The organism is Legionella busanensis (assembly GCF_900461525.1).
In the GTDB taxonomy this organism is placed as follows: Bacteria; Pseudomonadota; Gammaproteobacteria; order Legionellales; family Legionellaceae; genus Legionella_C; species Legionella_C busanensis.
Genome location: NZ_UGOD01000001.1, coordinates 1432384 through 1457400, shown reverse-complemented (window position 1 = coordinate 1457400; position 25017 = coordinate 1432384). Strand labels below are relative to the sequence as shown.

Genomic DNA, 25017 nt, shown 5'->3' with positions numbered 1-25017 from the left:
AAATCATTAACTGAGCTTTAAAAAGATTTAATTTAGACGTCAGTATTAGAAATTTGAGAATTAAAAAGTGCATCTTTGTAAATATTTCTACATTCTAAAAATTAATTTTTTTGTAGTACTGATTTACCTAAAACACTAGTCGCCTGAGTTATAGCTGTTGAACTTAGCATTCTAATTTTCTCCCAATTTTTTGATTTTACTGCTTCTTCAGGAACGATCCAAGAACCACCAACACAAGAAACATTGGGAAGGTTCAAGTAATCTAAGAAGTTATGTTCGTTAATGCCGCCAGTAGGGCAAAAATGAACATTTGGAAATGGACCATGAATTGAATCTAACATGTTAACTCCACCCGCTACCGCAGCAGGGAAGAATTTAAAATGATTAAAGCCAAATTGCAGCCCTTCCATTAATTCAGAAATACTAGCAATACCAGGAATTAATGGAATTGTCGAGTCTTTTGCCGTTTGTAATAATTCTCTCGTTAAGCCAGGACTAATCGCAAATTGGGCTCCAACTTGGATAACTTGCTCCAACTGAGCAGGCGTTGTCACGGTTCCAGCGCCAATCAGTATATCTGGGAACTCTTTCCTTAAGCGGTAAATAATTTCTAATGCACTTGCTGTTCTTAAGGTAACTTCAAAGAGAGTAATACCGCAGCTAATTAAAGTCGTGGCTAAAGGAATGGCATCTTCAACATGACGTATAACAAGCACAGGAATGATAGGCCCTTGATTAAATAAAACATCCGGTTGTAATGACCAATTATTTAAAGACATACGTTTCACTTTCCATCATTTGTTTTAGGTAAAGAGCAGCGCCTATTAAACCAGGTTGCTCAGCGGTAATAACATAAGTGGGTATTTGCTTATTTAATTCGCTAAATCGTCCTTTTGATTCAAAGCGATTTCTAAATTCACTTTGCTCCATTAAAGGTAATAATTTAGGTACAACGCCGCCCGTAATATAAACACCACCAAATGTGCATAAGCGCAAAGCTAAATCACCAGCATAACTTCCTAAGCTTGCAAAGAATTGCTCAATAACGATAGTTGCTAGCTCAGATTTTTTGTTTAATGCTAAATTTACTATTTCTGCTGCAGATAGAGGTGCAATATCTAACTTTTGATAAGCTGCTATTGCTAAATATAAATTTTCTAATCCAGGGCCAGATAATAAACGCTCAGAAGAAACATGACCAAATTTATTAGTTAGAAAACGTTGAATGAACCATTCCTGCTCATTTTGTGCAGCCCAACCTGTATGTCCACCTTCGCCTGATAAAGGCATATAGCCTGAAGGAGTAGGAATTAAATGAGCAACGCCTAAACCTGTTCCAACGCCTAACATAACCATAGGCTTAGCTAGATCAATTTCGCCTGAACCAATCTTTTCTTTTTCTTCTTTAGTTAAAATAGGTAAACTCATAGCTGCGGCAGTTAAGTCATTAAGCACCTGGAGTTCACTAAGTTCTAGATTATCTTTAAGTTCACTAATTGAAAAATTCCAATTGGCATTGGTCATGCGGACTTGATCATTAATAACTGGACAAGCTATAGCAATAGAGGCATGTTTTATATCCTCAAGTTTATGCATTGTACGATAATGAATTAACGCCTCTTCTAAAGTAGGAAAATTTACACAAGGAAAAACAGCAACCTCATCGACTTGCAAATCAATTAAATTAACCCGACTAAAACGCGCATTAGTGCCACCAATATCAGCAGCAATTGCATAGACACAGGTTTCGTGAGCTAATTGAGTACTCATAAATAATCCTCAGTAACAAATAAGCTACAAGCACCCTGCTCTGCTCCCGTTAGCTGGGTTCGTAGGCAGCCAAATAATTCACGTCCCATACCTTCATAATAGTCCGAAGTATCAAGTTTTGCAGGTGCGCGGCTAATTAATTCTTCATCAGAAATAAGAAGTTGCAAAATACCTTGCTTGCTATCGAGTAAAATTAAATCACCTGTTTGAATCTTAGATATAATACCTTCGTCCAATGCTTCTGGTGTAACATGCAAGGCTGCAGGCACATTGCCAGACGCTCCAGACATGCGCCCATCGGTAACCAACGCCACATGAAAACCTCTATTTTGTAAAACAGATAATTGAGGCGTTAATTGATGTAATTCAGGCATACCACAAGCTTTTGGACCTTGGAAGCGAATTACAACGACACAATCTTTATTTAATCGTCCTGCTTTAAAAGCTTCCATAAATTCATCTTGACTGCTAAATACTTCTGCCTCGGCTTGAACAACTAAATTAGTGTCATTAAGTGCTGAGGTTTTAATAACAGCGCGCCCAATATTACCAGATAAAACTTCTAATCCACCGTGGCTACTAAAAGGCTCTTTAAAAGAACGAAGCACTTCATCATCTAATGTGACAGACGGACCATCTATCCATTGTAATATACCATCATGTAAAACCGGCTGTTTTGTATAATGTTGTAAACCTGGGCCTGCTACTGTTTGAACATCTTCATGCAGCAAGCCAGCTTCTAATAAAGTATTAATTAAATAAGCCATGCCGCCTGCGCGGTGAAAATGATTAATATCAGCACTACCATTAGGATAAATTTTAGCAACCAGCGGGGTGGCCTTGGATAATTCAGCGAAATCATCCCAATTAATGATAAAGCCGGCAGCTCGAGCAATTGCTACAAGATGCATCGTATGGTTTGTAGAACCGCCTGTTGCTAATAAGCCAACAATGCCATTAACAATAGATTTAGCATCAACAATATGGCCAATAGGAAGATAATGGCTACCTAGATCAGTTAAATTTAAGACCTGCTTTGCAGCAGCTCGCGTTAATTCGTTACGTAAAGGGGTATTGGGATTAATGAATGATGAACCAGGTAAATGCAAGCCCATCATTTCTACAACAAGCTGATTAGAATTAGCCGTACCAAAAAACGTACACGTCCCTGAAGTATGGTAAGAGGCAGCCTCAGCATCTAATAATGCTTCCCTATCGACTTTGCCTTCAGCATATAATTGACGAATGCGGGCTTTTTCTTTATTAGAAATACCTGAAGGCATGGGCCCTGCTGGAATAAAGACAAAGGGCAAATGGCCAAAACTTAATGCTCCAATTAATAATCCAGGAACAATCTTATCGCAGATCCCAAGCATTAAACCGCCATCAAATAAATTATGCGATAAAGCAATAGCAGCAGATAAAGCAATAGTATCTCTACTCAATAAGCTTAGATCCATGCCTGGCTGACCTTGAGTGACACCATCACACATCGCAGGCACTCCACCTGCAAATTGAGCAATCCCGCCCATTTCACTAATGGCTTCTTTCAAAATAGCAGGATATGATTCATAGGGCTTATGAGCTGATAAAACATCATTGTAAGCAGAAACAATAGCAATATTAGGTTGTACTAATTGGCGCATTACTAACTTATCACCTTCTCGACAAGCGGCAAATCCATGTGCTAAGTTTCCACAATGTAGGGCACCTCGATGTGGGCCCTTCAAGCGTGCTTTTTCTAAACGTGCTAAATAGCGCGCGCGGCTATTTGCGCTTCGCTTAATAATACGCTCGGTGACCTGTTTGATAATTGTATTCATAAAGATCTCATTAAGGTGAAAACATGACTTGCAATTCAACAGCTGGATTGTGTAAAAAAGCACGAATAGGCATAGCCAGTGGATCCTGACCAGAATCAGCTTCTTTAAGTACAGCCATTTTATTTTCACCTACTAAATGTAAAAAGATATAACGACTATTTAATAACCTATTTTTAGTCAAAGAAATTCTTGTATAAGGCGCTGTTGAAGGTTTAACAATAATTACTGCTGGTTCTGACATGGTTAAACCTGCCTTAATTTCCTTACTACAGGGAAAAAGGGAAGCTGTATGCCCATCTTCACCCATACCTAAAATTACAGCATCAAATTGAGGCAAATTGGCCAGGCGCCCAGCAACTTCCTTAATATTTAGTTCAGACTCGTTACTTTTAGGCAGCAAGCTAATATAATTTGCTTTTGCAGCATTATTTACAAGTAAATGACGTTTTAACATTCCTTCATTGCTATCATCAGAACTCGGTGGTATCCAACGTTCATCTGCTAAAAGAATTGTTACTTTATCCCATGCTAAATCTGCTTTTGAAAGCAGATTAAATAAAGATTGAGGGGTTTTACCACCAGATACAACTAAATAAGCATGCCCACGCGCAGCTATTGCTTCATTTAAAATAATCTTTAATTTGTTACAAAAGTAACTGTTTAAACTAGTTGGATCATTAAATTGCTGCAAATGCATATTACTCGTCCCAATTTCTATCATCACGTGCCAATAAAGAAGTAGCTGCAGCTGGCCCCCATGTCCCAGCTTGATAAGCACGGGGCGGTTCATTTTGAACTTGCCAAGCCTCTAAAATACTATCAACCCAGGTCCAAGCAGCTTCAACCTCATCACGACGTACAAATAAATACTGATTACCTAACATCGCCTCTAATAATAAACGCTCATAGGCATCAACAATACGTTTAGTTTTAAACGTTTCATTGAAACTTAAATCAAGCTTACTTTGCTGCAACTGCATCGTTTCACCTAAGCCTGGAATTTTATTAATAATTTGAATTTCAACACCTTCATCAGGCTGTAGGCGAATGATTAATTTATTTGCTTTTAAGTTCTTATAGGTTTTATGAAATATATTATGAGGCTGCGGCTTAAAGGAAATTAATACCTCACTGTATTTTCTAGGCATGCGTTTACCAGTACGCAAATAAAAAGGAACGCCCGCCCAGCGCCAATTATCAATAAAAACTTTTAAAGCGACAAACGTTTCCGTATTACTTGCTTTTGCATCATTTTCTTCTAAATAACCAGGAACTGTACGGCCGCCCACAAATCCACTGGTATATTGGCCACGTACTGTCATCTCATGTACATTTTCTAAAGTAATAGGCCTTAACGCTTTGAGTACTTTTAATTTTTCATCACGAATATTATTAGCATCTAAGCTAACTGGTGGCTCCATGGCTATAAGAGCAAGAATCTGTAGAAGATGATTTTGCACCATATCTCGCGTTTGTCCAGCATTGTCATAATAACTCCAACGTCCTTCAACGCCGACTTCTTCTGCAACTGATATTTGCACATGGTCAATAGCATTATAATCCCAGTTTGTTGCAAAAATTGCATTAGCAAAACGCAGCACTAATAAGTTTAATACTGTCTCTTTACCCAAATAATGATCAATACGATAAATTTGACTTTCTTTGAAATACTGTGCAACTTGGTCATTAGTGGCAATTGAAGAAGCTAAGTTATGACCGATAGGTTTCTCTACTACAACCCGTGCTGGTTCTTTAGCTAAGCCAACATTAGCTAATCCTTCACTCATATAGCCAAACAAAGAAGAGGATGTTGCAAAATAACTCACAGCAATACGCGATTCAGGGTCGGTTATGTCTTTAAGCTTAGTATAGTCTGCTATTTCAGTCAGATCGATTTGTACATAATACAGCTTGTTTCGCAGTTTTTGCCAAACATTTTGATCTAGAGGCTCTTGATTAAATGTCTTTAAGGTAGATTCAACAAAGTCAACATAATCATTTGGACTAAAATTGTCACGGGCTACGCCAATAATCCGCGTTTCTGGATTTAATAAATTTTGCTTTTCCAGTTGATAAAGTGCTGGCAAAAGCTTTCGACTTGCAAGATCGCCTTTGGTGCCAAATAAAATTAAATCACAAGCTTTATGATTTTCGGCATTGCCTTGCATAACTTTTTTCCTTCTAACAACCGGTTAAGAGTAAATTACTGCAAAGTGTCTCGATTTTACACCAGTGAGCTTGACCGTCAACTGAATTAAATTAAATTAATCTAGTTATTAGTCAAAAAGTTAGTAATTTGCAGAAATAGAATAAATGGACTATGTTTAATTGTAACCTTAATTTAGGAGATAGATATGGATAATTACATGGATCGTAATCAAGGAATGAATAAAGATTCCTCGCGCTCTCAAAGTTTCAATCGTGGTCAAGATTCAATGATCACTGGCTACTTCCATGACAAAGATACGGCAGAAAACGCTTATCGTTCTTATCTTGATCGCGGTTATGATCCGAAAGATATTAATGTCATTATGTCTGAAGATACTCGTCGTAAACATTATGACTCTGATTTAACTAAAGCTGGATCTAATTCAAATTTATCTGATTCTAGCTCTGACTTAGCTGATGATCATGGTGATCGTGTTAAAGAAGGTATGGGTGTTGGTGGCGCTGTTGGTGCCATCGCAGGCGCTACTTTAGGTGCTATTGCTGCTATCGGTACTAACTTAGCTATTCCAGGTTTAGGTTTAGTTATCGCAGGCCCGATTGCTGCAGCACTAGCTGGTGCTGGCGCTGGCAGCCTTTCTGGCGGCTTAATTGGTGCTCTAGCTGGCTGGGGAATTCCTGAAGATAAAGCACGTCGTTATGAAGAAGGTGTTCGTTCAGGCGGTATCGTTATGGGTGTACGTCGTGACCCTAACCGTGACTATTCCGATTTAGAAAACGACTGGCGTAAATATGATATAGATAATGATCGTCGTTAAAATAATTATCCCAAAAAGGGCGGAAATACCGCCCTTTTTATTTTTAAGCTTTTGAATAATTAGTTTTAATTCTAAAAAAATGAATGAATTAACATCCACTTACAGATAAAAATTCTACTTTTTAAAACTCATAGCAGCTGCTTCTTTCCTCTGTTACACTACTATTTCCCAAAATTAAGAGAAATATTTTATGAGGATTTTAAAATTAGCAATACTGCCATTCTTAATTAGCAATCAACTAGCTGCGCAAGGAATAGAAGTAGCAGGCACAGTAACTCATACTATAGTTAACAATAATACATCTAATCAATTAACCAAGACTGAACCATCAAAAGAAATTAGACTTTTAAAAATTAAATTATCCAATAAAGAGAAAGAGTTACTTAATTTAAGAGTAAAAAATTTAAAAGAGCTTAATAATTATAATATTAAATCTAAAGGGCCACTACAGATTCAACTAGGTATGAATAATGTACCTGTATTAGATCAAGGGCGTCATGGCACTTGTGTTACCTTCGCTGTAACTGCAGCAATGAACGCGGCACTTAACCAAGGTGATTACATAAGTCAACTTTGCCAATTACAGTTAGGCAACTATTTGGCTGAAAATGGTTATAATTTTAGTGGCTGGGATGGCTCATTAGGCCGGACGGTTATTAATCAAATGGAAACTTTCGGTATTGTTAATAAAGAACAAGAAGCAAATGTGGGTTGTGGTGGTTTAAATAAATACCCGCATGGCGGAGATGATCCAACTACCGCGATGTCTCCTGAAGAATTCCATCGTATAAGTGAGCCTCTTAATCCTGAAAGAGTGCAGTCATTTCCTATTTTAGATCCCTACCAAGCATTTAACGAACGAGTTGATATTAATAAAACATTAACAGAGGTCAAAAAAGCTTTATTAGCAGGCGATCGGGTGACTTTTGCTGTGTTATTAGTTGATTACGATCTTGGTACAGTGGGCGCTGTTGGTAGTAAAAATACCCTTAATGATACTTGGGTACTTACCCCTGTTATTGCTCGAGATGTTTGGCTGAAAAGTGAGTTTGTAGCAGGCCATGAAATGGTTATTACCGGTTTCGATGATAATGCAGTTGCGAAAGATGATGAAGGCAACAAGCATAAGGGTTTACTAACCTTAAGAAATTCTTGGGGCAAAAATCTTGGCGATAAAGGCGATTTTTATATGAGTTACGATTATTTTAAAGTCTTAGCTTTTGAAGCGCAAAGGATAAAAGCGATAGAGTCTGAAGAATTCTAAATATTAAAATTATTTCTTAAGGCAATATAAAGAATGTTAAATTAAAGATAAACATTAAAAATTTCTATCTAATCAATAGCGGTATTAACAAAACTTATTTTAAGTCAAAATACCGCCTTCTACTTCGCTCTGTCATTAAAAATAATTAACTTCTAAGCTGGTTTACTTAAATGTTATTTAAGTTTATTACATACAGCTTTTTATAAGCGCTACTAATTTATAGCGCTTATAAATTAACTAAGCTTTAAAAGCTATTTTAACCTTTAATCACTGAGTTATCTAAAACTTTACGAGCTTGTTCAGCGCGATAATTTTTTACAGCTTGCTGATACTCTGGATATTTATTCCCTAAAATACTTGCAGCTAAAATGGCTGCATTAATAGCACCTGCTTTACCCACTGCTAAGGTACCAACAGGTATACCTGCTGGCATCTGTACGATAGATAAGAGTGCATCTAAGCCATTAGTAAATGTTGATGAAGGAATAGGAACCCCTAACACAGGCAATGTCGTTTTAGCAGCAACGACACCTGGTAAATGAGCAGCACCACCAGCAGCGGCGATAAAAACTTCAACCCCATCTTTCTCTGCTGATTTAAGGTATTCAAATAATGCTTCAGGTGTACGATGAGCCGATAAAGCGCGAACCTGATGGGGGATATCTAAAGCATCAAGTACTTTACTTGCCTCCTCCATTAAAGGCCAATCTGATTTTGATCCCATTAAAATTGCTACCAGTACTTTTGTCATCGCTTTTCCTCAATTATTAATTATTAGACTGTTTGTAAATATATTTAATTGCCTCAACGAGTATATTACCCTCTAATTGCTGAATACGTGCTTTGAGTGTAGAAGGGGTATCCATTGGCAATACTTCACATTGCTGTTGCAATATAACTGGGCCTGCATCAACTTCTTCATTAACATAATGGACAGTGCAACCACTATAAGTTTCCCCTGCCTCTAACACAGCTTGATGCACATCCAAATCCATTAAGCCTGCATAAGCAGGTAACAAAGAGGGATGAATATTAATAACTTTTTGGTGCCAGTTCTGAATAAATTCCGCTGATAAAATACGCATATAACCAATTAAAATAATTAAATCAATCTGGTATTCTTTTAATAATTGGCTTAATTTATAATCGAATTCTTGTCGTGTTAATCCCTTGGGAGAAAGATAAGTCGCCGTTAAACCAGCTTGTTCTGCTTTCTCTAAGATAAGTGCTTTTGCTTTATTGCTGATGACGATTTCTATTGATGCATTGAGCTTTTTTTGCTTTATTGCATCAATAATCGCTAGTAAATTTGTACCTCGCGTAGAACCTAAAATACCTAAGCGAATCATAAATCGTGAATCCTTTTCATATCTTGAATACGCAAGTTAATTAATTGCTCTGTACCAATATCACTACGATGAAATAAAGGACCTTTAATCTTAGAAACTGCTGATTCAGCATCTTTTTCAGCGGCAGTGATAGTATCTGCGATGCCAACATAAGCTGCTGTACGTGATCCTGTTGCAATAATTGTCCGGTTATCAAGCTCATTAACAGCTGCCAAATATAGATTTTCTGTATCATCAACACGACTGACATCAATTGGAAAGTCTTTTAAAGGCTTATCTGGGTACCCTTCTGGTACAACGTATTTACAAACCGTTGCTTGATTTTTAAATTGTACATTTTCTCTCTTTAGCGAGCCTGTTACCAGTTGTTGACATATCGTTACAAAATCCGAATCAAGAATAGATAAAACATTTAGAGATTCAGGATCGCCAAAGCGCGCATTAAACTCAATAACAAAAATTCCTCTTTTGGTGGCGATAAAGCTACCGTATAAGATGCCAATGTAATCTTGTTTGCATTCTTTATTTAAAGCTAAAAAAACATCTTGATTGATTTGGAAAGCGTCAGCAACTTCTCTTTCGGTTAAAAAAGGTAAACTCTGATTATGATCAGAGTAACTTCCCATTCCACCGGTATTAGGACCTTTATCACCTTCATAAGCACGTTTATGATCTTGCACTAAAGGCATGGGAATTAATGTTTTACCATCTGCAAAGCACATAAAAGAAAATTCTTGACCAATTAATTTTTCTTCAATAATAAAGGTTTGATTCTTTGCTAAAATTTCGCGGGCAAAAGCTAAAGCGTCCTCAATATTTTCAAGGTGTTCTCCAGCTACTTTAACTCCCTTCCCTCCCATTAAACCATTAGCTTTAATGACATAATTTTCTTCACCAAGCTCCAATATAAAGTCATTGACTTTATCTAAACTTGTAAACTTTTTATAGTTTGGTAGGCCTGAAATCTGGTATTTTTGCATTAAATCACGGCCAAATTCTTTGCTAGTTTCTATTTGTGCTAATGCTTTTTTAGGACCTATTGTTGGAATATTAACTTGCCACAATGCATCGGCCATTCCAGACTCAAGTGGTGCTTCAGGACCAATAATCGCTAAATTAATAACCCAGTCTTGAGCTTGCTGACTGACTTCGAGACAATTGGTAATATTGCCAACACTATATTGCTCGCATAATTCTTTTATACCGGGATTAATCGATGTGCCATAACAATATAATTTAGGTTTTTGGTTAGAACGTATCAAAGCTTTTGCAATGGCATGCTCCCGCGCACCTGATCCAATAATAAGAATATTCATTTGTTATAAATCCTCTATATCACTCTTATTTTTACCACGCGCAGCATTGCGATAAATTTCTATTTCTTGCATTTTATTTGGTGTAATTTTGCTACAAAAATAATCCCCATCCATACAAGCCATACATGTTTTATTTATTTTATATTGACCGCGTCTAGTAACAGCTTCTAATAAATCTTCTTTAGTCTGATAAAGTAACGCATCAACACCAATAAATTCAGCGATTTCGGCTTCAGTCGAGTTTGCTGCAATTAACTCTTTTCTTGAGGGAATATCAATACCATAGAAACAAGGGTTTTTTAAGGGCGGTGCAGTAGATACAAAATAAATCTGCTTTGCACCAGACTCACGAACCATTTTAACAATTTCCCGGGATGTTGTGCCCCGAACAATACTGTCATCAACAATTAAGACTATCTTATTTTTGATTTCTGTTGGTTGCGGAGTCAGCTTATGTCGAATGCTGCTTGTACGTGCATTTTGGTCTGGCATAATAAAAGTACGGCCAATAAAGGGATTTTTATATAGGCCTTCTGAATAGCGTACGCCAAGCTCATGAGCAAATGAAAGTGCAGCAGTATTTGCTGTAAATGGCGCAGGTATAACAATATCAGGTAAAAGATTAGGGTATTTATTTTTCCACTGAATAGCTAAATTCTGCCCCATACGTAATCGAGCACGATAGACACTAATATCATTAATGGTGGCATCAGGGCGCGAAAAATAAACATATTCAAAAATACATGGCCTAAATTCAGCGGCTTTAACAACACGTCGGTAAAGCTTGCCTTTATTGTCTACATAAGCCACTTCACCTGGCAAAATATCACCCTGCGGATTAAAACCTAAAGCATAAAAAGGCGTTGTTTCTGAAGCAAAAATCGTATCTTGCGTACCATCTTCGTTTTCACGCGTACCCCAAACTAAGGGTCGAATACCATGTGGATCACGAAAAGCAATAAGTCCCTTGCCAATGACTAAACTTACTACAGAATAAGCGCCTTCTAATTTTGCAAAAAGCGAACTAATAACATTACATAGTACATCGAAGAATTTATCATCATCTTCAATAAAACCAGGACTATTAGCAAGTAAATCAGCGAAGAGAAGTAATAAAACTTCTGAATCAAGGCCTGTATTTAAATGCCGATGTTGTTTGCGTATTTCATGTGCAAGTTCTTGATAATTTGATAAATTACCATTATGAGCAAGCGCTATACCGCGTGGGCTACCAATCCACAGAGGTTGAACATCGGCTGCCCCGTATCCGCCAGCCGTAGGATAGCGCGTATGTGCGATACCTACACAACCTTTTAAGGACAATACATTTTCAGCAGTAAAGGTTTCGCGTACGAGCCCTAAACCATATTTAGAATAAAATCGTTGCTCAGAGGTAAGAATTCCTGCAGCATCTTGGCCCCGATGCTGCAAATGAATTAAGCTTTCATACAACTCATGAGCAACATCTTTTTGACTATGAATACCGACTATACCGCACATGTTTTACTACCTTAAAACTATAAGCATTTTAAATTTTTAGCTTTATCACAGTCTAGTTCATAAAAAGACGGTTGAACTTAGTATGAGATAAAAAATTAAAAAACGTTAAACCTCTTTAATCTGCAACCTTGCCAACTTAACATCCTACCATCTTATTACATTGCTGGATCCCGCGGATAAAACGCGGGACGTAGGCAGGAAATATAACTATTAGCGATGATCTAGCTCCATGGTTAAATCTTGCGTACAAACATATACCTATTAACTTCCTTAACCCTACGTCCCGCGACTTGTTCGCGGAATCCAGGAAATCCACCTTTATTGCTGGATCTCACGGTTAAACTGATATTGTTGCGTGGCTAGATAAGCTTTAAACTGTCATTTCTGTGAATTAGAACGTCATCCCCGCGCAGGCGGGGATCATTATCCTCTATGGACAATACCCAACATAAAGATGGATTCCCGCCTACGCGGGAATGACATCAATATCCATGTAATAAATCTGTGGGAATGACAGATTATTACCCTAAGAAAACTTCCTAACCCATATAATCTTTTATACTACGTAAAATGCGCTCTTCGATAGGCTCATCTTGCACTGCAAAGCTAAATTTTTGTCCTGTAATCATTTCATAAAGTTTTATGTATCGAGCTGAAAGCTCTTCAACTAATTCAATAGGTGCTTGCGGCAACTGCTCATCCTTATAAGGATCACAATTTTTAGAAAACCATAGCCTTAAAAATTCTTTATCAATATTTTCCGGCTCTCTACCTTCAGCCAAACATTGCTCATAACTATTAGCAAGCCAGTAGCGGCTTGAATCAGGCGTATGTATTTCATCAACAACAATAATATTGCCTTTATCATCCCGACCAAATTCATATTTTGTATCTACAAGAATTAAATTTTGCTGCTTGGCAAGTTCAACACCACGCTCAAATAATTTAATTGCCAGTGCACTTGCTTCTTCCCAATCCTCTTTCGTCATCCAACCTTCAGTAATGATTTCCTGAGGAGAAATTGGGCGATCATGAACTTTTTCTTTCGTAGTTGGCGTTAAAACAGGAGTTTCTAATTTTTGATTTTTTTTAAGGCCCTCAGGGAATCTAATTCCGCAATATTCTCGTACACCTTGTTGATATTGCGTCCATAAGGATGTGTTTGTAGTGCCGGTAATATAGCCTCTAACAACAAATTCAATTGGAAATACCTTACACTTTTTAGCAATAACTACATTTGGATCAGGTACAGCTAAAAGATGATTAGGTACCACTGAGGAAGTTTGCTCAAACCACCAAGCACTCGTTAAATTCAGCACCTGTCCCTTATAAGGGATTAAGGCTAAAGGTCTATCAAAAGCTGTTAATCTATCGGTAGTAACAAGCAATACTTTGTCACCTAAATCATAAGTATCTCGTACCTTTCCTTCTTGTCTAATTCCTAATGAAAAATTAGTTTTATTTAGACAATATGTTATTGCGGCTCTGATCTTTTTCCGATAATTATCCTTCATATCTGTAGAATTCATGTGCGTATTGATTCCCAATAATATTAGTTAATAAAATTTCATCTATTATCAAATTAATATTTCCATGCTCACTCTCAAAGTGCCATAAAATACTATGTGTTATAGATTCAACCTCTGAAATAAAATAATGATCACTCAAGGTTTGCTTAACACGTTGACCTACTAAATTATCTTTAGCACGTATTAAGCAAAAATAATCATTTTCATTGGAGTGCGTTGGCAACTTAATCTCACGCTCTTTTCGATCGCAATACAAAACACCACTTTTTTTAATTTTTTCAAGGACTTCTTCTGAATCCCCACAAGCAATTTCCCAATGAATAAAACGACTTACAGTTACAGGAATACCTAGTTTTCTCAACGTTTTTTGTACGGTTAGAGCATGATTATCAGTAATAATTGATTTAATTAAACACTGGTTATGTTTAGATGGCGCAACAAAAAGTGCTGGTTTAATGACTGTATTTTGATAAGACTTGATTTTAGGCTCATAGTCTAGTTGAGATGAGATAATGTAATCTCGCATAGAATGAAATAAAAGATCGCCATTAGTAGTCCGTTCCGGGTGCGGCATCATCGCCATGACATTACCAGTTACATTACTAATTGCAGCAATATTATCTACTGAACCATTAGGATTTACTGGGAAATCACTGTGTATTTCACCTTGGTCATTACAATATTGCATTAAGGTTAAATTCTGCTCTTTAATTGCTTGCAAACAAGATTCAGAGATAATAAACCGTCCTTCCGCATGAGCAACGGGTAAATGAATAAGATCGTTTGGTTTTAAATAACGAGTAAAAGCACTACCTTTATTAGGTTGACTAGCTAAGCGTATATTAACCCAAGCATTATAAAAGCCCATACCTAAAATTTTGGTATCGGCTATACGCTTATTCTCTGTTAATGCTATCTCAGTCTGTACTAAGCCAGGAACTAAGCCAGATTCCAATAAGATTTGTGCGCCATTACAAATACCAAGCACAGGTTTACCAAGCTCACTTTGGGCTTTAATTTCTTTAATAACAGGATCAAGCGCTGCAATGATGCCAGCCCGAGAACGATCTTCATAAGAAAAACCACCAATAATGATATAACCATCAAAATTTTTTAATTTTTCAAGTGACTCATTCCACAGAAACTCAACTGGTTGCATGCCTGCACGCTTTATTGCTAAAGCCGTTTCGCGTTCACAATTTGATCCGGGGAATTGAATTAAACCAATATGGATCATAACAGCTTCACCTCGGGCCTACCTGAAACAACTCGGCCTATTTCATAAAGTGGAAAAGATGGAAATTCAGCTTGTAAAAACTCACTTAAAGCAACAAAATTATCAGCTGATAAAAATACTACTAAACCTGCTCCCATATTAAAGGTTCTGTACATTTGGTTATCACTCAAATGCCCTAAGTCTCGTAGTAAATGAAATAAAGCCTGGGAAGGAATTTTTTGTTTATTAATTTCTACAGAACAATCTGCAGGTAGTACACGAGGTATATTTTCAAGTAAGCCGCCGCCTGTTATATGAGCCATGCCGTTTATAGAGATTCCTTTGTGTAGAGCACTTAAAATAGGTTTTGTGTAATTTACATGAGGAGTTAACAATGCCTCGCCTACCGTCTGACTTAAATCATCAACATAAGAATCAACAGTATACCCTGCTACTTCAAACAATAACTTTCTAGCAAGAGAATAGCCATTAGTATGTAAACCACTCGAAGGAAGCGTTGCAATAACATCACCAGATTGAATAGCATGCCCTAAAATAGCTTTCTCTTTTTCAACAACACCTGTAACAACGCCTACTAAATCATGTTCACCAGGTAAATAGGTACCAGGCATTTCAGCAGTTTCACCGCCTATTAAGGAAATATCATTCTCAAGGCAACCTACTACTATACCCTTAATAATTTGTTCAATAATTTCAGGCTTTAACTTATCATTTGCAATATAATCTAATAGAGTAAGCGGTTTTGCACCTAAAACAATGATGTCATTGGCCGTAGCACTTACTAAATCCATACCAATGGTATCGAATTTTTGCATCATTTTAGCAACCATCATTTTAGTTCCGACCCCATCAATACTCTGAACTAACACGGGATGCTCGTATTTTTCTAAAAGTGATTTTAGGTCATACATTGCCCCAAAACTGCCAATATTAGTTAAGACCTGCGGCGAAAACGTACTTTCTACAGCATTTTTAATAGCAAAAACGGCTTGATTACCCGCATCAACATCAACACCAGCTGCTTTATAATCAATACTAGTCATTAGGTTAATTTCTCCCTTAAGCCTTGTTGCCAAGCAGTTTTGGCAAGGTTAATAGCTAAATGCAATTGACCATTTATTTTAAGAATAGGCTCTCTTGTTGTTTTACCTATATTTTGACAGGGTACTGAGAAATTATTAAAAATCTCTTCAATTACTGATAAATCTTTTTGTGCTACTTCAAGAATAAACCCGCCTGTTTCAGAAAAAAGCTTTTTCTCAAGAGGCAAAGGACCTGCTAATTCTATATCAATACCAATATTGTTTTTAAAACTCATCTCAGCAAGTGTAACGCCTACGCCACCTTCAGAAATATCATGTGCTGATAAGATTAGACCACTTTTAATGGCAGAAAAAACGGCTGTGATTTCTTGATTAAACGAGTTTAAATCGGGCTTTGGTAATTGATTACCAAAGCTATTAAACAATTGATAATAAACACTCCCTCCGCATTCATCCTTACGCTCACCAACTAATAATAATGCTGAGTCAAGCTGTTTTAAATCATAGGTTAAAGCATCGCGATAATCAGTTAATAAGCCTAAACAGCTAATAATGGGGCTTGGCGGAATAGCGCCCTGCTCTGATTCATTATAAAGCGATACATTGCCAGAAATAATAGGAAGTGTCGTCTGTGGGTCATCAGGCCATTGTACTGCATTACAAGCATCAACAATGCCCCTTACTGATTCAACAAATTCACCCATTTGATTAAGTTTTTCGGGATTTCCAAAACACAAACAATCTGTGAGCGATAAAGGCCATGCGCCGACTGCAATAATATTTCGTACTGATTCACAAACAGCATTAACAGCGCCCCAATAAGCATCAATTTTGTTATACCGAGGATTGTGATCAAGCGATAAAGCAATACCAGTTAACTGAATTTCAGGTGGATATTTATCCTCATTAAAAGGAGCAATAACGCCAGCATCAGCACAACCTGATTCAATAACTGCTCTGCCTTGAACTTGTTTATCATAGCGTTCATAAATTGGCGCACGTGATGCAATATTTTCATGAGCTAATAGTTTTAACAAAATAGCGTTTAAATCATTCGCATCTATATTACTTGGCTCAGGGTTTATATCCTTTTTATACTCATAGGGTCTATCGTAAAGAATGCCTTGGGTAATATCTTGCGCTTTTGCTGAAACAATAGGCTCGTCCTCATAACGAACAACATATAATCCATCATGACGTAAATCACCAATAACGGTTGCACAGGCATTATCACAAATATCAGGTAAGGCGAAACGGTTATTATAATGCTCTAGGATAATTGGCACTAAATGTTCAGGCACTGCCCACATAAATCGCTCTTGGGTTTCTGAACATAAAATAACAGCAGGCAAGAGCCCATCTATGCTTGTAGGTACTAAATTTAGATTAATTTCAGCACCATATCCGCCTGCATCTGCTAGTTCAACTGATGCGCAGGCAATACCACCGGCACCTAAATCCTTAAAACCAACTTGATTAATAAGGTTTTTTTCCCGCAGCCATTCAAACAACGCATAATTTGCTTTAAGAATATGTCGTTGTAAAAAAGCATTAGGTTCCTGAACTGCGCCTTTATTGTCTTCTTCTTGGGCAACATCTAGGTTAGCAGAGGCGAAAGCTGCACCACCAAAACCACTATTATCTGTAGGTTTACCTACTAATATGAATTTATAGTTTTTAGCATTAGGCGGTACATAAGAATGAATGACTTGATCTTCCCGAACAACACCGAGCGTTACTAAGGTAACTAAACAATTGTCATTATAGGCATCATCAAAATAAGTATCTCCTGCTATATTAGGTATACCTAAGGGATTTGCATAACCTGCAATACCCTGAATAACGCCTTCTGTGATCCAGTTAGTTTTCGTTTTATTAATATCACCAAAGCGTAAACTGTCAGCGACTGCTATAACCTCTGCGCCCATACAACTTACATCACGGACATTACCTCCAACACCCGTTGCCGCACCTTCATAAGGTACAAGTTGTGAGGGATGATTATGAGATTCGTGGCTAACAACAATCCCATAGCGGTGGCCTTGATGATCAGTGGCTACAGAGACGATACCTGCATCCTCTTTTGGACCTAAGATAACATGCGGTGCGGAAGTTACAAATTGACTTAAATATTTACGACTACTTTTATACGAGCAATGCTCTGATCCTTGGATAGACCAAAGTATGCATTCGGCGTAGGTTGGTGGCCGCTTAAGTAGTGAATTTTGGATAAAAAGAGCTTCATCAACAGTTAAGCGCACATTAAATTTATTAAGCAGGTGAGCAATTTCTTGTGAAGAAAGCGAGGTAAAATCAAAAAAACTAGGTACTTCTTGCATAGACATCACTATCACGGGAGCAAGGGTCGAGAAAGCAACTATTATTTTATTAAAAATCAGATTTAATCAACACATTTTTCAATAATTTTACATTTTCCTGCAGCCTATAACTTTTTAATTAGTTACAAAAAAACTAATTAGATCTTTAATTAGACTCTATAATTTATATAAAAGCTATCTGTTTAATTGCAGGATAACTTATGAAAATTTCTCGCACAGATTTAGCAAAAGCTGTGGATGAACAGATCATTAGTGCCGAACAAGCTGAGGCCTTATATCATTTCATTAGAAATCAAACTAACCAGCAAGTTTCGTTTAATTTTACCAATGTCTTGTATTATCTAGGCGGCTTAGTGGCAATAGGTGCAATGACTTTGTTTATGACCCTTGGTTGGGAAAGTTTTGGCGCTTGGGGTATTTTTGTTATTACCCTTATCTATGCTTTAATTGGCCTAGTACTTACAGCCTTGTTTGATAGAAAAAATTATAAAACACCTGCTGGAATTTGCGCCACTTTTGTTATTGCCTTAACGCCTCTAGCAATCTTCTCCTTACAAAAAGCCCTAGGCTATTGGCCTACTGACGATGCGCATTATCGTGACTTTCATACAACTATCCAAGCGCAATGGATCATGATGGAGTTTGGCACTTTAATGGTTGGACTTATCTTAGCCTGGATTTATCGCTATCCTTTTATGATTATGCCTATTGCCGTAACTCTTTGGTATATGTCTATGGATGTTGCTGAGTTAATTATGGGAAATTCCGTTGATTTCGAATTTAAAGCCATTTTTTCAATGTATTTTGGCCTAATTATGATTCTTATTGCCTTTTGGGTTGATGTTCGCTCTCGGCATACAGTAGATTATGCCTTCTGGTTATATATATTTGGTGTCATTACCTTTTGGGGTGGAATGACAGCTCAGAGTTCTGATAGTGAACTTTCTAAGTTTTTTTATCTTTGCATTAATCTACTGATGATAGGTGTCGGCGTTATTTTAGTAAGACGCGTTTTTGTTGTGTTTGGTGGTATTGGCTGTTGTATTTATTTAGGTCATCTGGCTTGGCAAGTTTTCCAATATAGCCTTTTATTTCCTATTGTGCTTACCATTATTGGTCTAATTATTATTTATTTAGGTACTTTATGGCAGAAAAATGAAGCCGCTCTAACAACTAAAGCACAATCATTTTTACCCAAAACTTTACAAGAATTACTTAAATCGCGCGAATAACAGTTTCATTTCGCTATAAATTAATTAAAAAAGGCTTTTATAATATGATAAATCGCGAAAACAAACAAAACGATTAATAAAATTACTGCTCCTACTGAAGAACTAACGTTTTTATTTATAGGCTTACTACCTTCATTAATATTAACATTTAAACCATAGTCACTTACTAAATTGTAATAGGTGTCTTTATCCACAACGATAGCTTGAGGTGGCAGTTGCGAGGATTGTGGCTGCACAGAAGAGGATTTTTTAACGGCTGTTCCGATAGCTAAAAATTCAACTAAACCATTACCTAACTGATAAACATAGGTTTTAACGCCAACAACATCATCAGCACCAATTGCTTTTGCGGCATCATTAATAATACCTAATGAATTTTCTCGAGCATCATAAATTAATCGTGACAACTCAGTTAATTCTCCACGAGCAAAGGATTTAATTGCTGCAGTAATACCGCCAACTAACCCTAAAGAATAAACAGAGGTGCCTAATAATAATTGCATAGGCATATAGCCTAATGATGCCATATTCCACATTTCTATATTGGTCATATCACTGGTAATTACATCATCGACCCCTTTTCCAACTAAAAAAGGGGCTTTTGAAGCAGTACCAATCATTAGCATTTCATTAACCCCACTAAAAGGTAGAATAGTTGTTTGAATACCGAGTATAGCATTTGCATGATTTGCCAACGCATGAGCTTTAATCCGTTTTAAAGCTAAATGGCGAGTATCATTAAAAATATTTGAATACTCGGTTATCTCTCCTCTTCTAAGAGTCTTTATACTACCAATAATTCCTCGGCCTACACCCATTGAGTAAGCAACATTACCTAGTGCAAAACAAATAGGTTGATAACCTGCATCAAGCTGGGCATACAGCTCTTGCCCATCAGCGGAGGTTGAAAATAATTTTAAACCAGAATTGTTAGATTTGATAACAGAGCCAATCGATAAAAATTCTAAATTTGAACCATGCAATATTAACTGACTAGTTACACCTGTAATACCCGAAGCGTTATGGGTCTCAGCCTCTTTAAACATTCGCTTAAGCGCTGTTTCTCGTCCTTCTTCAATTAAGCGAGTCACCTGAGTTAATTCACCGCCCAGTATAGCTTTTAAATTTGAACCCACACTGCCAATGATTCCGAGACTATGCACACTATTACCAACAACAATATTACCCGGTAAGAACCCTTTTTGAGCTAGGCAAAAAAGCTCATTTCCTGATAAGCCTGTTGTCACTGTCATGCTTCTTCCTTTTTTTTAAATCTTTATTAAATTGCGCATTTAAAGTTAGCATACTATTTAAGCAGTATTCTCTTATTTAACTTACGTTAATTATTCTCATGCTCTGATTTAATACTTTTTAAACCGCTAACAGGTATATCAATGTTATAAATGTAATGTTGAATGATTTGTTTTACCTGTTCACCTGTTAAAGGTTTAGTGATCGCGCCTTCCATATAATAATCATCACAGTCAAACTTAACGACATCAGCCTGATAGCCTGTAAGTGCAATAATAGGAACATGAAATGAAGTATCTTTCTCCATTTGACGGATTCTTTTTGCCATGACATAACCTGACGTATCTTCAAGACTAATATCCATTAAAACGATATCATATTTACCAGGCTTAAATAACTTAGCAACCTCACCTTCTGAAGGAGCAACCTCAACTTTACAGTCAAATTGCATAAGTAATGCTTGGCCTGCTTTTTGGGCAATAGCATTATCTTCTACTAATAAAACTTTAGGCCTATCTTTTTTTGTTTCTTTAAGGTGAGTTGTTAAAGAAACTGGGTTAGGCTTAGCATTATATTGCTGCAATTGCTGTTTAATAAGTTCAAGTTGTTCTGTTAATAACTTTTTCTCGGTAATATCTACTAAAATCACAAGTAATCCTTCAACTTGGCTGGCTTTTTTAAAAAGAGGGACCCGAGTAGCAAGATAATAGGTAGCATTTCCTGCGTGATTGAGCACTGGATTTTCCTCAATAGAATCGCTGGCCATATCAGATAGCAATGCATTAATATCATCTCGCTTAAGCATTTGTGCTCGCTCTTCTGACCATTCGGCAAAACTTATTAGCCGTTGGTAAAAGCTCTCCTCTAGTTCAGATAAGTCAGTAAGCCCAAGCAAGGTCAATACATTATTATTACAACCTACTAACGTACAATCCTTATCAAGAATATAAATGAGATTAGGTAAAGAATTAATGATACTTTGATAATATTGCTGAAGCACAGAAACATCATCCTGATTTACTAGATTTATCTTACTAGACATGCTAATACTCCTAATTAAGCTGCATAAAAAGTATAGTACATTCTAAGGGATGCGCAGGCAGCTTAAGATAGATTAGGGCTTAAGTAATTGATTATTTTAAATCACTACTATAGTGTCACCCATTAAATTTTAGATAAAGCGTAAGTGGAGTAAGATGAAGAAGTGTCCATAGGAATTGTACTTCGCCAAAGGAGCTTACAACGCCGTAGAAAGCTTAGTAGTGGCGCTATATTAGCTTATTTTTAATGTTTAGGGATAAAGATATGGCAATTTCTTTACGAAATAGCTTAACTTACAAACTTAATACTTATCTTAATTTAAAATTATTTAGCTTAGCAGCCTTAGGTGGAATTGGCGTAGGCTGCGTTGTTTCTCTTATTCGGACCTTAGTTGGGCATATTCAAATTTTTCTATTTGGGGTTAATGTCAATGCGCAAAGCGCCGCGAATGTTTCTTGGGAAAGAATTGTAACTGTTACTACGATTGGTGGTTTAGTTTTAGGTTTTTTTCTGCTTTTAATTGGCCGCTATGGGCGACTAACACCCGTTGATCCAATTGAGGCGAATGCCGTTGAAGGCGGCAAAATGTCTTTCCTAGATTCACTTTCTTTTGTCGGGTTATCTATTGTATCCATTTCTATAGGAGGTTCTGTTGGTTTTGAAGCAGCAATGACACAATTAGGCGCAGGTACTTTAAGCGCCATAGGCCAGCGTTTAAAATTAGAACGTCAGGAATTACGCTTGCTGGTTTCTTGTGGCACAGGCGCAGGGATTGCTGCTATTTTTGGCGCTCCTCTAGCTGGCACTTTCTATGCATTAGAATTAGTAGTGGGTGGGTATGCTACCCGTGCATTAATGCCAACATTATTAGCTAGTGCCCTTAGTAGTTTTATGGTTTATATGTTTCTTGGTTATGAGCCACTGTTTAAGGCACATATTACCGAACATCTTACACTTTGGCACTTTCCATTAGCTATTTTTATAGGTTTTATGTCAGCTATTATTGGTATTATCGTCATGCGAGGTACCACAAGCTTTGAATCAATATTAAAACGATTACATATCCCTGCCTTCTTAAAACCAGCAATTGGTGGATTTATATTAGGTTTAATTGCGCTTATTATGCCTCAAGTGATGGGCCCAGGGCATTATGCTATTAATGAAATGCTGGCTGGCTCAAAAATATTAAGTATCACTATCTTAATGCTTTTAGCTAAAGTTGCTGCTTCTATTGTTTGTGTAGGCTCAGGATTTCGAGGCGGGTTATTTTCTGCTTCCCTCCTTCTAGGCGCTATTTTAGGATGTATTATTCATTACCTTATTGTTTTACCTATTTTTGGTACTACTATACCGCTTGATCTTACAGTTGTAGCTGGTATGTCTGGAGTAGCGGCATCTATTATTGGTACGCCCTCAGCTATCATCCTTTTGGTGTTAGAGACAGCGAATCTAAATTTAGGCGTCTTTTCAACTGTGGTTTCTGTTATTGTAGCAAGTTTATTAACTCGCTATCTTTTTGGTTATTCGTTTTCTACTTGGCGTTTTCATATTCGAGGCTCTGATATCACAGGCCCTCAAGACATTGGTAGACTTAAAGCACTTACATTTAACGACTTACCTTTAATCAAGCTACCTTCTACAGGCGCTAATACCCCTATTACTGAGGCAGCCGCAATTGCAAATCGGGCACAAGTTAATTACTTAGCTATCACGGACAGTAAAGGAAATTTTCTAGGGCTTACTGATCAACAAATATTAGCTACTGAAATAGGAAAACCAGTTTCTTTATCACTTTATAATCTAGTTGAAAAAAATATTCCCTGTGTATATCAAAACGAGTCTATTGTTAACTATGTTGATTCTATTAAAGAAAATAAAATAAAACGACTAGCCGTGATTGATGAGCATAACCATTTCATTGGACTTGTTTCCGAAGTATCTATTTTACGGCGATATTTAATTGAGGTTTTAGCAGTACAGGAAGCTGAATTAGAACAGTTCAATCAAAAGCTTTGATGTTTAGCTAATTTCGCTTTAAGGTATTAATAATGTTAACAAATTTAAAGGAATATAAGACAAATTCCTATTTATTTGTTCTACATACCACACAATCGTTGATTTTTTAATAAAAAAGAGTTAAAATTGTACAAATCAACTTTGAAATGTAATTTGGTAATTACATTAATTTAATTTGTAAGATTTTAATATGGTAGGCATTAAGGTATGCATTGTTGGCGAGGCACAAAATGGTAAATCCTACCTAGCTGATCGGTTATTTGAGACCACAGAAAGACAATTTAACTCCCGGCATCCCCAGCCCACTAATGGAATAAGTCAACTGACTAAAACTGTTAAAAAAGCTAATATCTTACATAAATATTTAATATATGATCCAAGTGGCGCTCCAATATATAGTGAACTTAAGCAGAACATTATAAACAATGAGACTTTTGATGTCTTTATATATTGTGTTGATATTTCAAAGCCTTTAAGTAAAATAGAACAAATTAATAAAGCCGCCCGTATTTGTAGCGACTTAAATGATATAAGGCGCAACGCCCCTACGTCTTCGCATACCAAATTTATATTAGTAGGCACTAAGTGCGATACAAAAGATGCGAAACAAAATGGACTTTATCTCAGCAATTTAGCTCAAGAACAATCGTGCGAATTTATCTCCGATTCTTCGAAAAATAAAAGCATGAGTGGTATCGATACTTTAAATAACTTACTGTTTGTTTTAGCGGAAAGTAAGGCTAATAAAGAAGTCGAAAAGAAAACATCAGCGTCAGAAAATAGGGTTATCTCCCTAGGTTCTTGTTCGGGGTCTTATCCCTCCAGCTATATCAAAATTTGGACAAAAATACCAAATACTTATAAAATGGAAATTAATACCGAAGTTAGGTCTCCAAAGGGTGTCCGCTTTTCATCAGCTCCAATTAAAGAAGAATTGGTTTATAACAAGTTAAATTATTATTGCGCTTTAGCATTACTTGAAGATTATTGTAAGATAGAGGAAAAGGATTATACAAGAAGTCCTTTAAGTGTATCCATACATTCCTGGTTTAGACTTGCTAGAACATGTCACTTACGGCGCACTCATGTTAGAGAAGTACGCGATTTCTTGTTAAGGGAGCGGGAACTAACTAACAATAACGATCAATGTAAAGATGCAGATGCTCTTCTGAAGCGCTTAAATTCTGAAGTAAAAAATATTAAATCTGTTGGAAGTAGTTTAAAAAGACGTATTTATTTTATAAAGGAGAGAATCAGTCCACGAGCAAATGGCAATTTAGGTATCCCTCCAGCGCAAATCTAACCGAGTAAGACTGAAGTTCA

At 36.8% G+C, this 25017-nt stretch carries 20 protein-coding genes; 5 read left to right on the top strand and 15 right to left on the bottom strand.

Annotated features, from left to right (window positions below):
* Positions 1–101 precede the first annotated feature (101 nt).
* Genes DYH30_RS06560 through zwf form a run of 5 tightly spaced genes read right to left on the bottom strand, consistent with a single transcriptional unit; the run spans position 102 to position 5761 of the window.
* Positions 102–779 (bottom strand): bifunctional 4-hydroxy-2-oxoglutarate aldolase/2-dehydro-3-deoxy-phosphogluconate aldolase, encoded by a 678-nt coding sequence (locus DYH30_RS06560; protein ID WP_115330880.1) that lies wholly within the window; start codon positions 777–779, stop codon positions 102–104.
* Positions 766–1770, bottom strand: coding sequence for a glucokinase (gene glk / locus DYH30_RS06555; RefSeq protein ID WP_115330879.1), 1005 nt, complete (start codon positions 1768–1770; stop codon positions 766–768). Before glk ends, DYH30_RS06560 begins: the two co-directional genes overlap by 14 nt.
* Complete coding sequence (edd, locus tag DYH30_RS06550; RefSeq protein ID WP_115330878.1) at positions 1767–3593, bottom strand: phosphogluconate dehydratase; 1827 nt, start codon at positions 3591–3593, stop codon at positions 1767–1769. The genes glk and edd overlap by 4 nt, the downstream gene beginning before the upstream one ends.
* A 10-nt stretch (positions 3594–3603) precedes the next feature.
* Positions 3604–4290, bottom strand: a complete 687-nt coding sequence (pgl, locus tag DYH30_RS06545) for a 6-phosphogluconolactonase (RefSeq protein ID WP_115332519.1) — start codon at positions 4288–4290, stop codon at positions 3604–3606.
* A 1-nt stretch (position 4291) separates the two neighbouring features.
* Positions 4292–5761, bottom strand: a complete 1470-nt coding sequence (zwf, locus tag DYH30_RS06540) for a glucose-6-phosphate dehydrogenase (RefSeq protein WP_115330877.1) — start codon at positions 5759–5761, stop codon at positions 4292–4294.
* Between the two features lie 186 nt (positions 5762–5947).
* Here zwf and DYH30_RS06535 point away from each other — a divergent pair, with 186 nt between their 5' ends.
* Positions 5948–6577: a hypothetical protein gene (locus DYH30_RS06535; protein WP_207385754.1), complete on the top strand. Its 630-nt coding sequence runs from the start codon at positions 5948–5950 to the stop codon at positions 6575–6577.
* A gap of 190 nt (positions 6578–6767) precedes the next feature.
* Positions 6768–7841 (top strand): C1 family peptidase, encoded by a 1074-nt coding sequence (locus DYH30_RS06530; protein WP_115330876.1) that lies wholly within the window; start codon positions 6768–6770, stop codon positions 7839–7841.
* A 256-nt stretch (positions 7842–8097) separates the two neighbouring features.
* Here DYH30_RS06530 and purE read toward each other — a convergent pair whose 3' ends face one another.
* The 8 genes from purE to purL all read right to left on the bottom strand — a co-directional run bounded on the left by purE (position 8098) and on the right by purL (position 18154).
* Entirely contained in the window at positions 8098–8592 is a 495-nt protein-coding gene (purE, locus tag DYH30_RS06525) for a 5-(carboxyamino)imidazole ribonucleotide mutase (protein WP_115330875.1), read from the bottom strand.
* Between the two features lie 16 nt (positions 8593–8608).
* Positions 8609–9190, bottom strand: coding sequence for a phosphoribosylglycinamide formyltransferase (gene purN, locus DYH30_RS06520; RefSeq protein WP_115330874.1), 582 nt, complete (start codon positions 9188–9190; stop codon positions 8609–8611).
* A complete protein-coding gene (purD, locus tag DYH30_RS06515) occupies positions 9187–10506 on the bottom strand; it encodes a phosphoribosylamine--glycine ligase (RefSeq protein WP_115330873.1) in 1320 nt (439 codons plus the stop codon). The genes purN and purD overlap by 4 nt, the downstream gene beginning before the upstream one ends.
* A 3-nt stretch (positions 10507–10509) precedes the next feature.
* Complete coding sequence (gene purF, locus DYH30_RS06510; protein ID WP_115330872.1) at positions 10510–12006, bottom strand: amidophosphoribosyltransferase; 1497 nt, start codon at positions 12004–12006, stop codon at positions 10510–10512.
* 539 nt (positions 12007–12545) lie between these two features.
* Positions 12546–13535, bottom strand: coding sequence for a phosphoribosylaminoimidazolesuccinocarboxamide synthase (locus DYH30_RS06505; protein WP_115330871.1), 990 nt, complete (start codon positions 13533–13535; stop codon positions 12546–12548).
* Positions 13510–14772, bottom strand: a complete 1263-nt coding sequence (gene purQ / locus DYH30_RS06500) for a phosphoribosylformylglycinamidine synthase I (RefSeq protein WP_115330870.1) — start codon at positions 14770–14772, stop codon at positions 13510–13512. Before purQ ends, DYH30_RS06505 begins: the two co-directional genes overlap by 26 nt.
* Positions 14769–15815 carry a phosphoribosylformylglycinamidine cyclo-ligase gene (purM, locus tag DYH30_RS06495; protein ID WP_115330869.1) on the bottom strand — a complete coding sequence of 349 codons (1047 nt, stop codon included), beginning with the start codon at positions 15813–15815 and terminating at the stop codon, positions 14769–14771. The genes purQ and purM overlap by 4 nt, the downstream gene beginning before the upstream one ends.
* Positions 15815–18154: a phosphoribosylformylglycinamidine synthase subunit PurL gene (purL, locus tag DYH30_RS06490; RefSeq protein ID WP_115330868.1), complete on the bottom strand. Its 2340-nt coding sequence runs from the start codon at positions 18152–18154 to the stop codon at positions 15815–15817. Before purL ends, purM begins: the two co-directional genes overlap by 1 nt.
* Positions 18155–18354: 200 nt before the next feature.
* On the opposite strand from purL, the gene DYH30_RS06485 reads away from it, so the two are divergent.
* A complete protein-coding gene (locus DYH30_RS06485; protein WP_115330867.1) occupies positions 18355–19386 on the top strand; it encodes a DUF2157 domain-containing protein in 1032 nt (343 codons plus the stop codon).
* Between the two features lie 20 nt (positions 19387–19406).
* Here the strand turns inward: DYH30_RS06485 and DYH30_RS06480 are convergent, their stop codons facing one another.
* Positions 19407–20639 (bottom strand): heavy metal-binding domain-containing protein, encoded by a 1233-nt coding sequence (locus tag DYH30_RS06480; RefSeq protein WP_115330866.1) that lies wholly within the window; start codon positions 20637–20639, stop codon positions 19407–19409.
* An 86-nt stretch (positions 20640–20725) separates the two neighbouring features.
* On the bottom strand, positions 20726–21679 hold the full coding sequence (locus DYH30_RS06475; protein ID WP_115330865.1) for a response regulator: 954 nt from the start codon (positions 21677–21679) through the stop codon (positions 20726–20728).
* Between the two features lie 263 nt (positions 21680–21942).
* Here DYH30_RS06475 and DYH30_RS06470 point away from each other — a divergent pair, with 263 nt between their 5' ends.
* Positions 21943–23694 (top strand): chloride channel protein, encoded by a 1752-nt coding sequence (locus tag DYH30_RS06470; RefSeq protein WP_160116165.1) that lies wholly within the window; start codon positions 21943–21945, stop codon positions 23692–23694.
* Between the two features lie 190 nt (positions 23695–23884).
* Positions 23885–24997, top strand: a complete 1113-nt coding sequence (locus DYH30_RS06465) for a Rab family GTPase (protein WP_115330863.1) — start codon at positions 23885–23887, stop codon at positions 24995–24997.
* Positions 24998–25017: the final 20 nt, after the last annotated feature.

Excerpts from the sequence above, each read along its gene's own strand:
- DYH30_RS06465 (WP_115330863.1), top strand. The coding sequence starts at position 23,885 with ATGGTAGGCATTAAGGTATGCATTGTTGGCGAGGCACAAAATGGTAAA.
- purQ (WP_115330870.1), bottom strand. The coding sequence starts at position 14,772 with ATGATCCATATTGGTTTAATTCAATTCCCCGGATCAAATTGTGAACGC.
- DYH30_RS06475 (WP_115330865.1), bottom strand. The coding sequence starts at position 21,679 with ATGTCTAGTAAGATAAATCTAGTAAATCAGGATGATGTTTCTGTGCTT.
- DYH30_RS06530 (WP_115330876.1), top strand. The coding sequence starts at position 6,768 with ATGAGGATTTTAAAATTAGCAATACTGCCATTCTTAATTAGCAATCAA.
- purM (WP_115330869.1), bottom strand. The coding sequence starts at position 15,815 with ATGACTAGTATTGATTATAAAGCAGCTGGTGTTGATGTTGATGCGGGT.
- pgl (WP_115332519.1), bottom strand. The coding sequence starts at position 4,290 with ATGCATTTGCAGCAATTTAATGATCCAACTAGTTTAAACAGTTACTTT.
- purD (WP_115330873.1), bottom strand. The coding sequence starts at position 10,506 with ATGAATATTCTTATTATTGGATCAGGTGCGCGGGAGCATGCCATTGCA.
- glk (WP_115330879.1), bottom strand. The coding sequence starts at position 1,770 with ATGAGTACTCAATTAGCTCACGAAACCTGTGTCTATGCAATTGCTGCT.
- purF (WP_115330872.1), bottom strand. The coding sequence starts at position 12,006 with ATGTGCGGTATAGTCGGTATTCATAGTCAAAAAGATGTTGCTCATGAG.
- purE (WP_115330875.1), bottom strand. The coding sequence starts at position 8,592 with ATGACAAAAGTACTGGTAGCAATTTTAATGGGATCAAAATCAGATTGG.
- DYH30_RS06535 (WP_207385754.1), top strand. The coding sequence starts at position 5,948 with ATGGATAATTACATGGATCGTAATCAAGGAATGAATAAAGATTCCTCG.
- DYH30_RS06560 (WP_115330880.1), bottom strand. The coding sequence starts at position 779 with ATGTCTTTAAATAATTGGTCATTACAACCGGATGTTTTATTTAATCAA.
- DYH30_RS06470 (WP_160116165.1), top strand. The coding sequence starts at position 21,943 with ATGGCAATTTCTTTACGAAATAGCTTAACTTACAAACTTAATACTTAT.
- DYH30_RS06480 (WP_115330866.1), bottom strand. The coding sequence starts at position 20,639 with ATGACAGTGACAACAGGCTTATCAGGAAATGAGCTTTTTTGCCTAGCT.
- edd (WP_115330878.1), bottom strand. The coding sequence starts at position 3,593 with ATGAATACAATTATCAAACAGGTCACCGAGCGTATTATTAAGCGAAGC.
- DYH30_RS06505 (WP_115330871.1), bottom strand. The coding sequence starts at position 13,535 with ATGAATTCTACAGATATGAAGGATAATTATCGGAAAAAGATCAGAGCC.
- purN (WP_115330874.1), bottom strand. The coding sequence starts at position 9,190 with ATGATTCGCTTAGGTATTTTAGGTTCTACGCGAGGTACAAATTTACTA.
- zwf (WP_115330877.1), bottom strand. The coding sequence starts at position 5,761 with ATGCAAGGCAATGCCGAAAATCATAAAGCTTGTGATTTAATTTTATTT.
- DYH30_RS06485 (WP_115330867.1), top strand. The coding sequence starts at position 18,355 with ATGAAAATTTCTCGCACAGATTTAGCAAAAGCTGTGGATGAACAGATC.
- purL (WP_115330868.1), bottom strand. The coding sequence starts at position 18,154 with ATGCAAGAAGTACCTAGTTTTTTTGATTTTACCTCGCTTTCTTCACAA.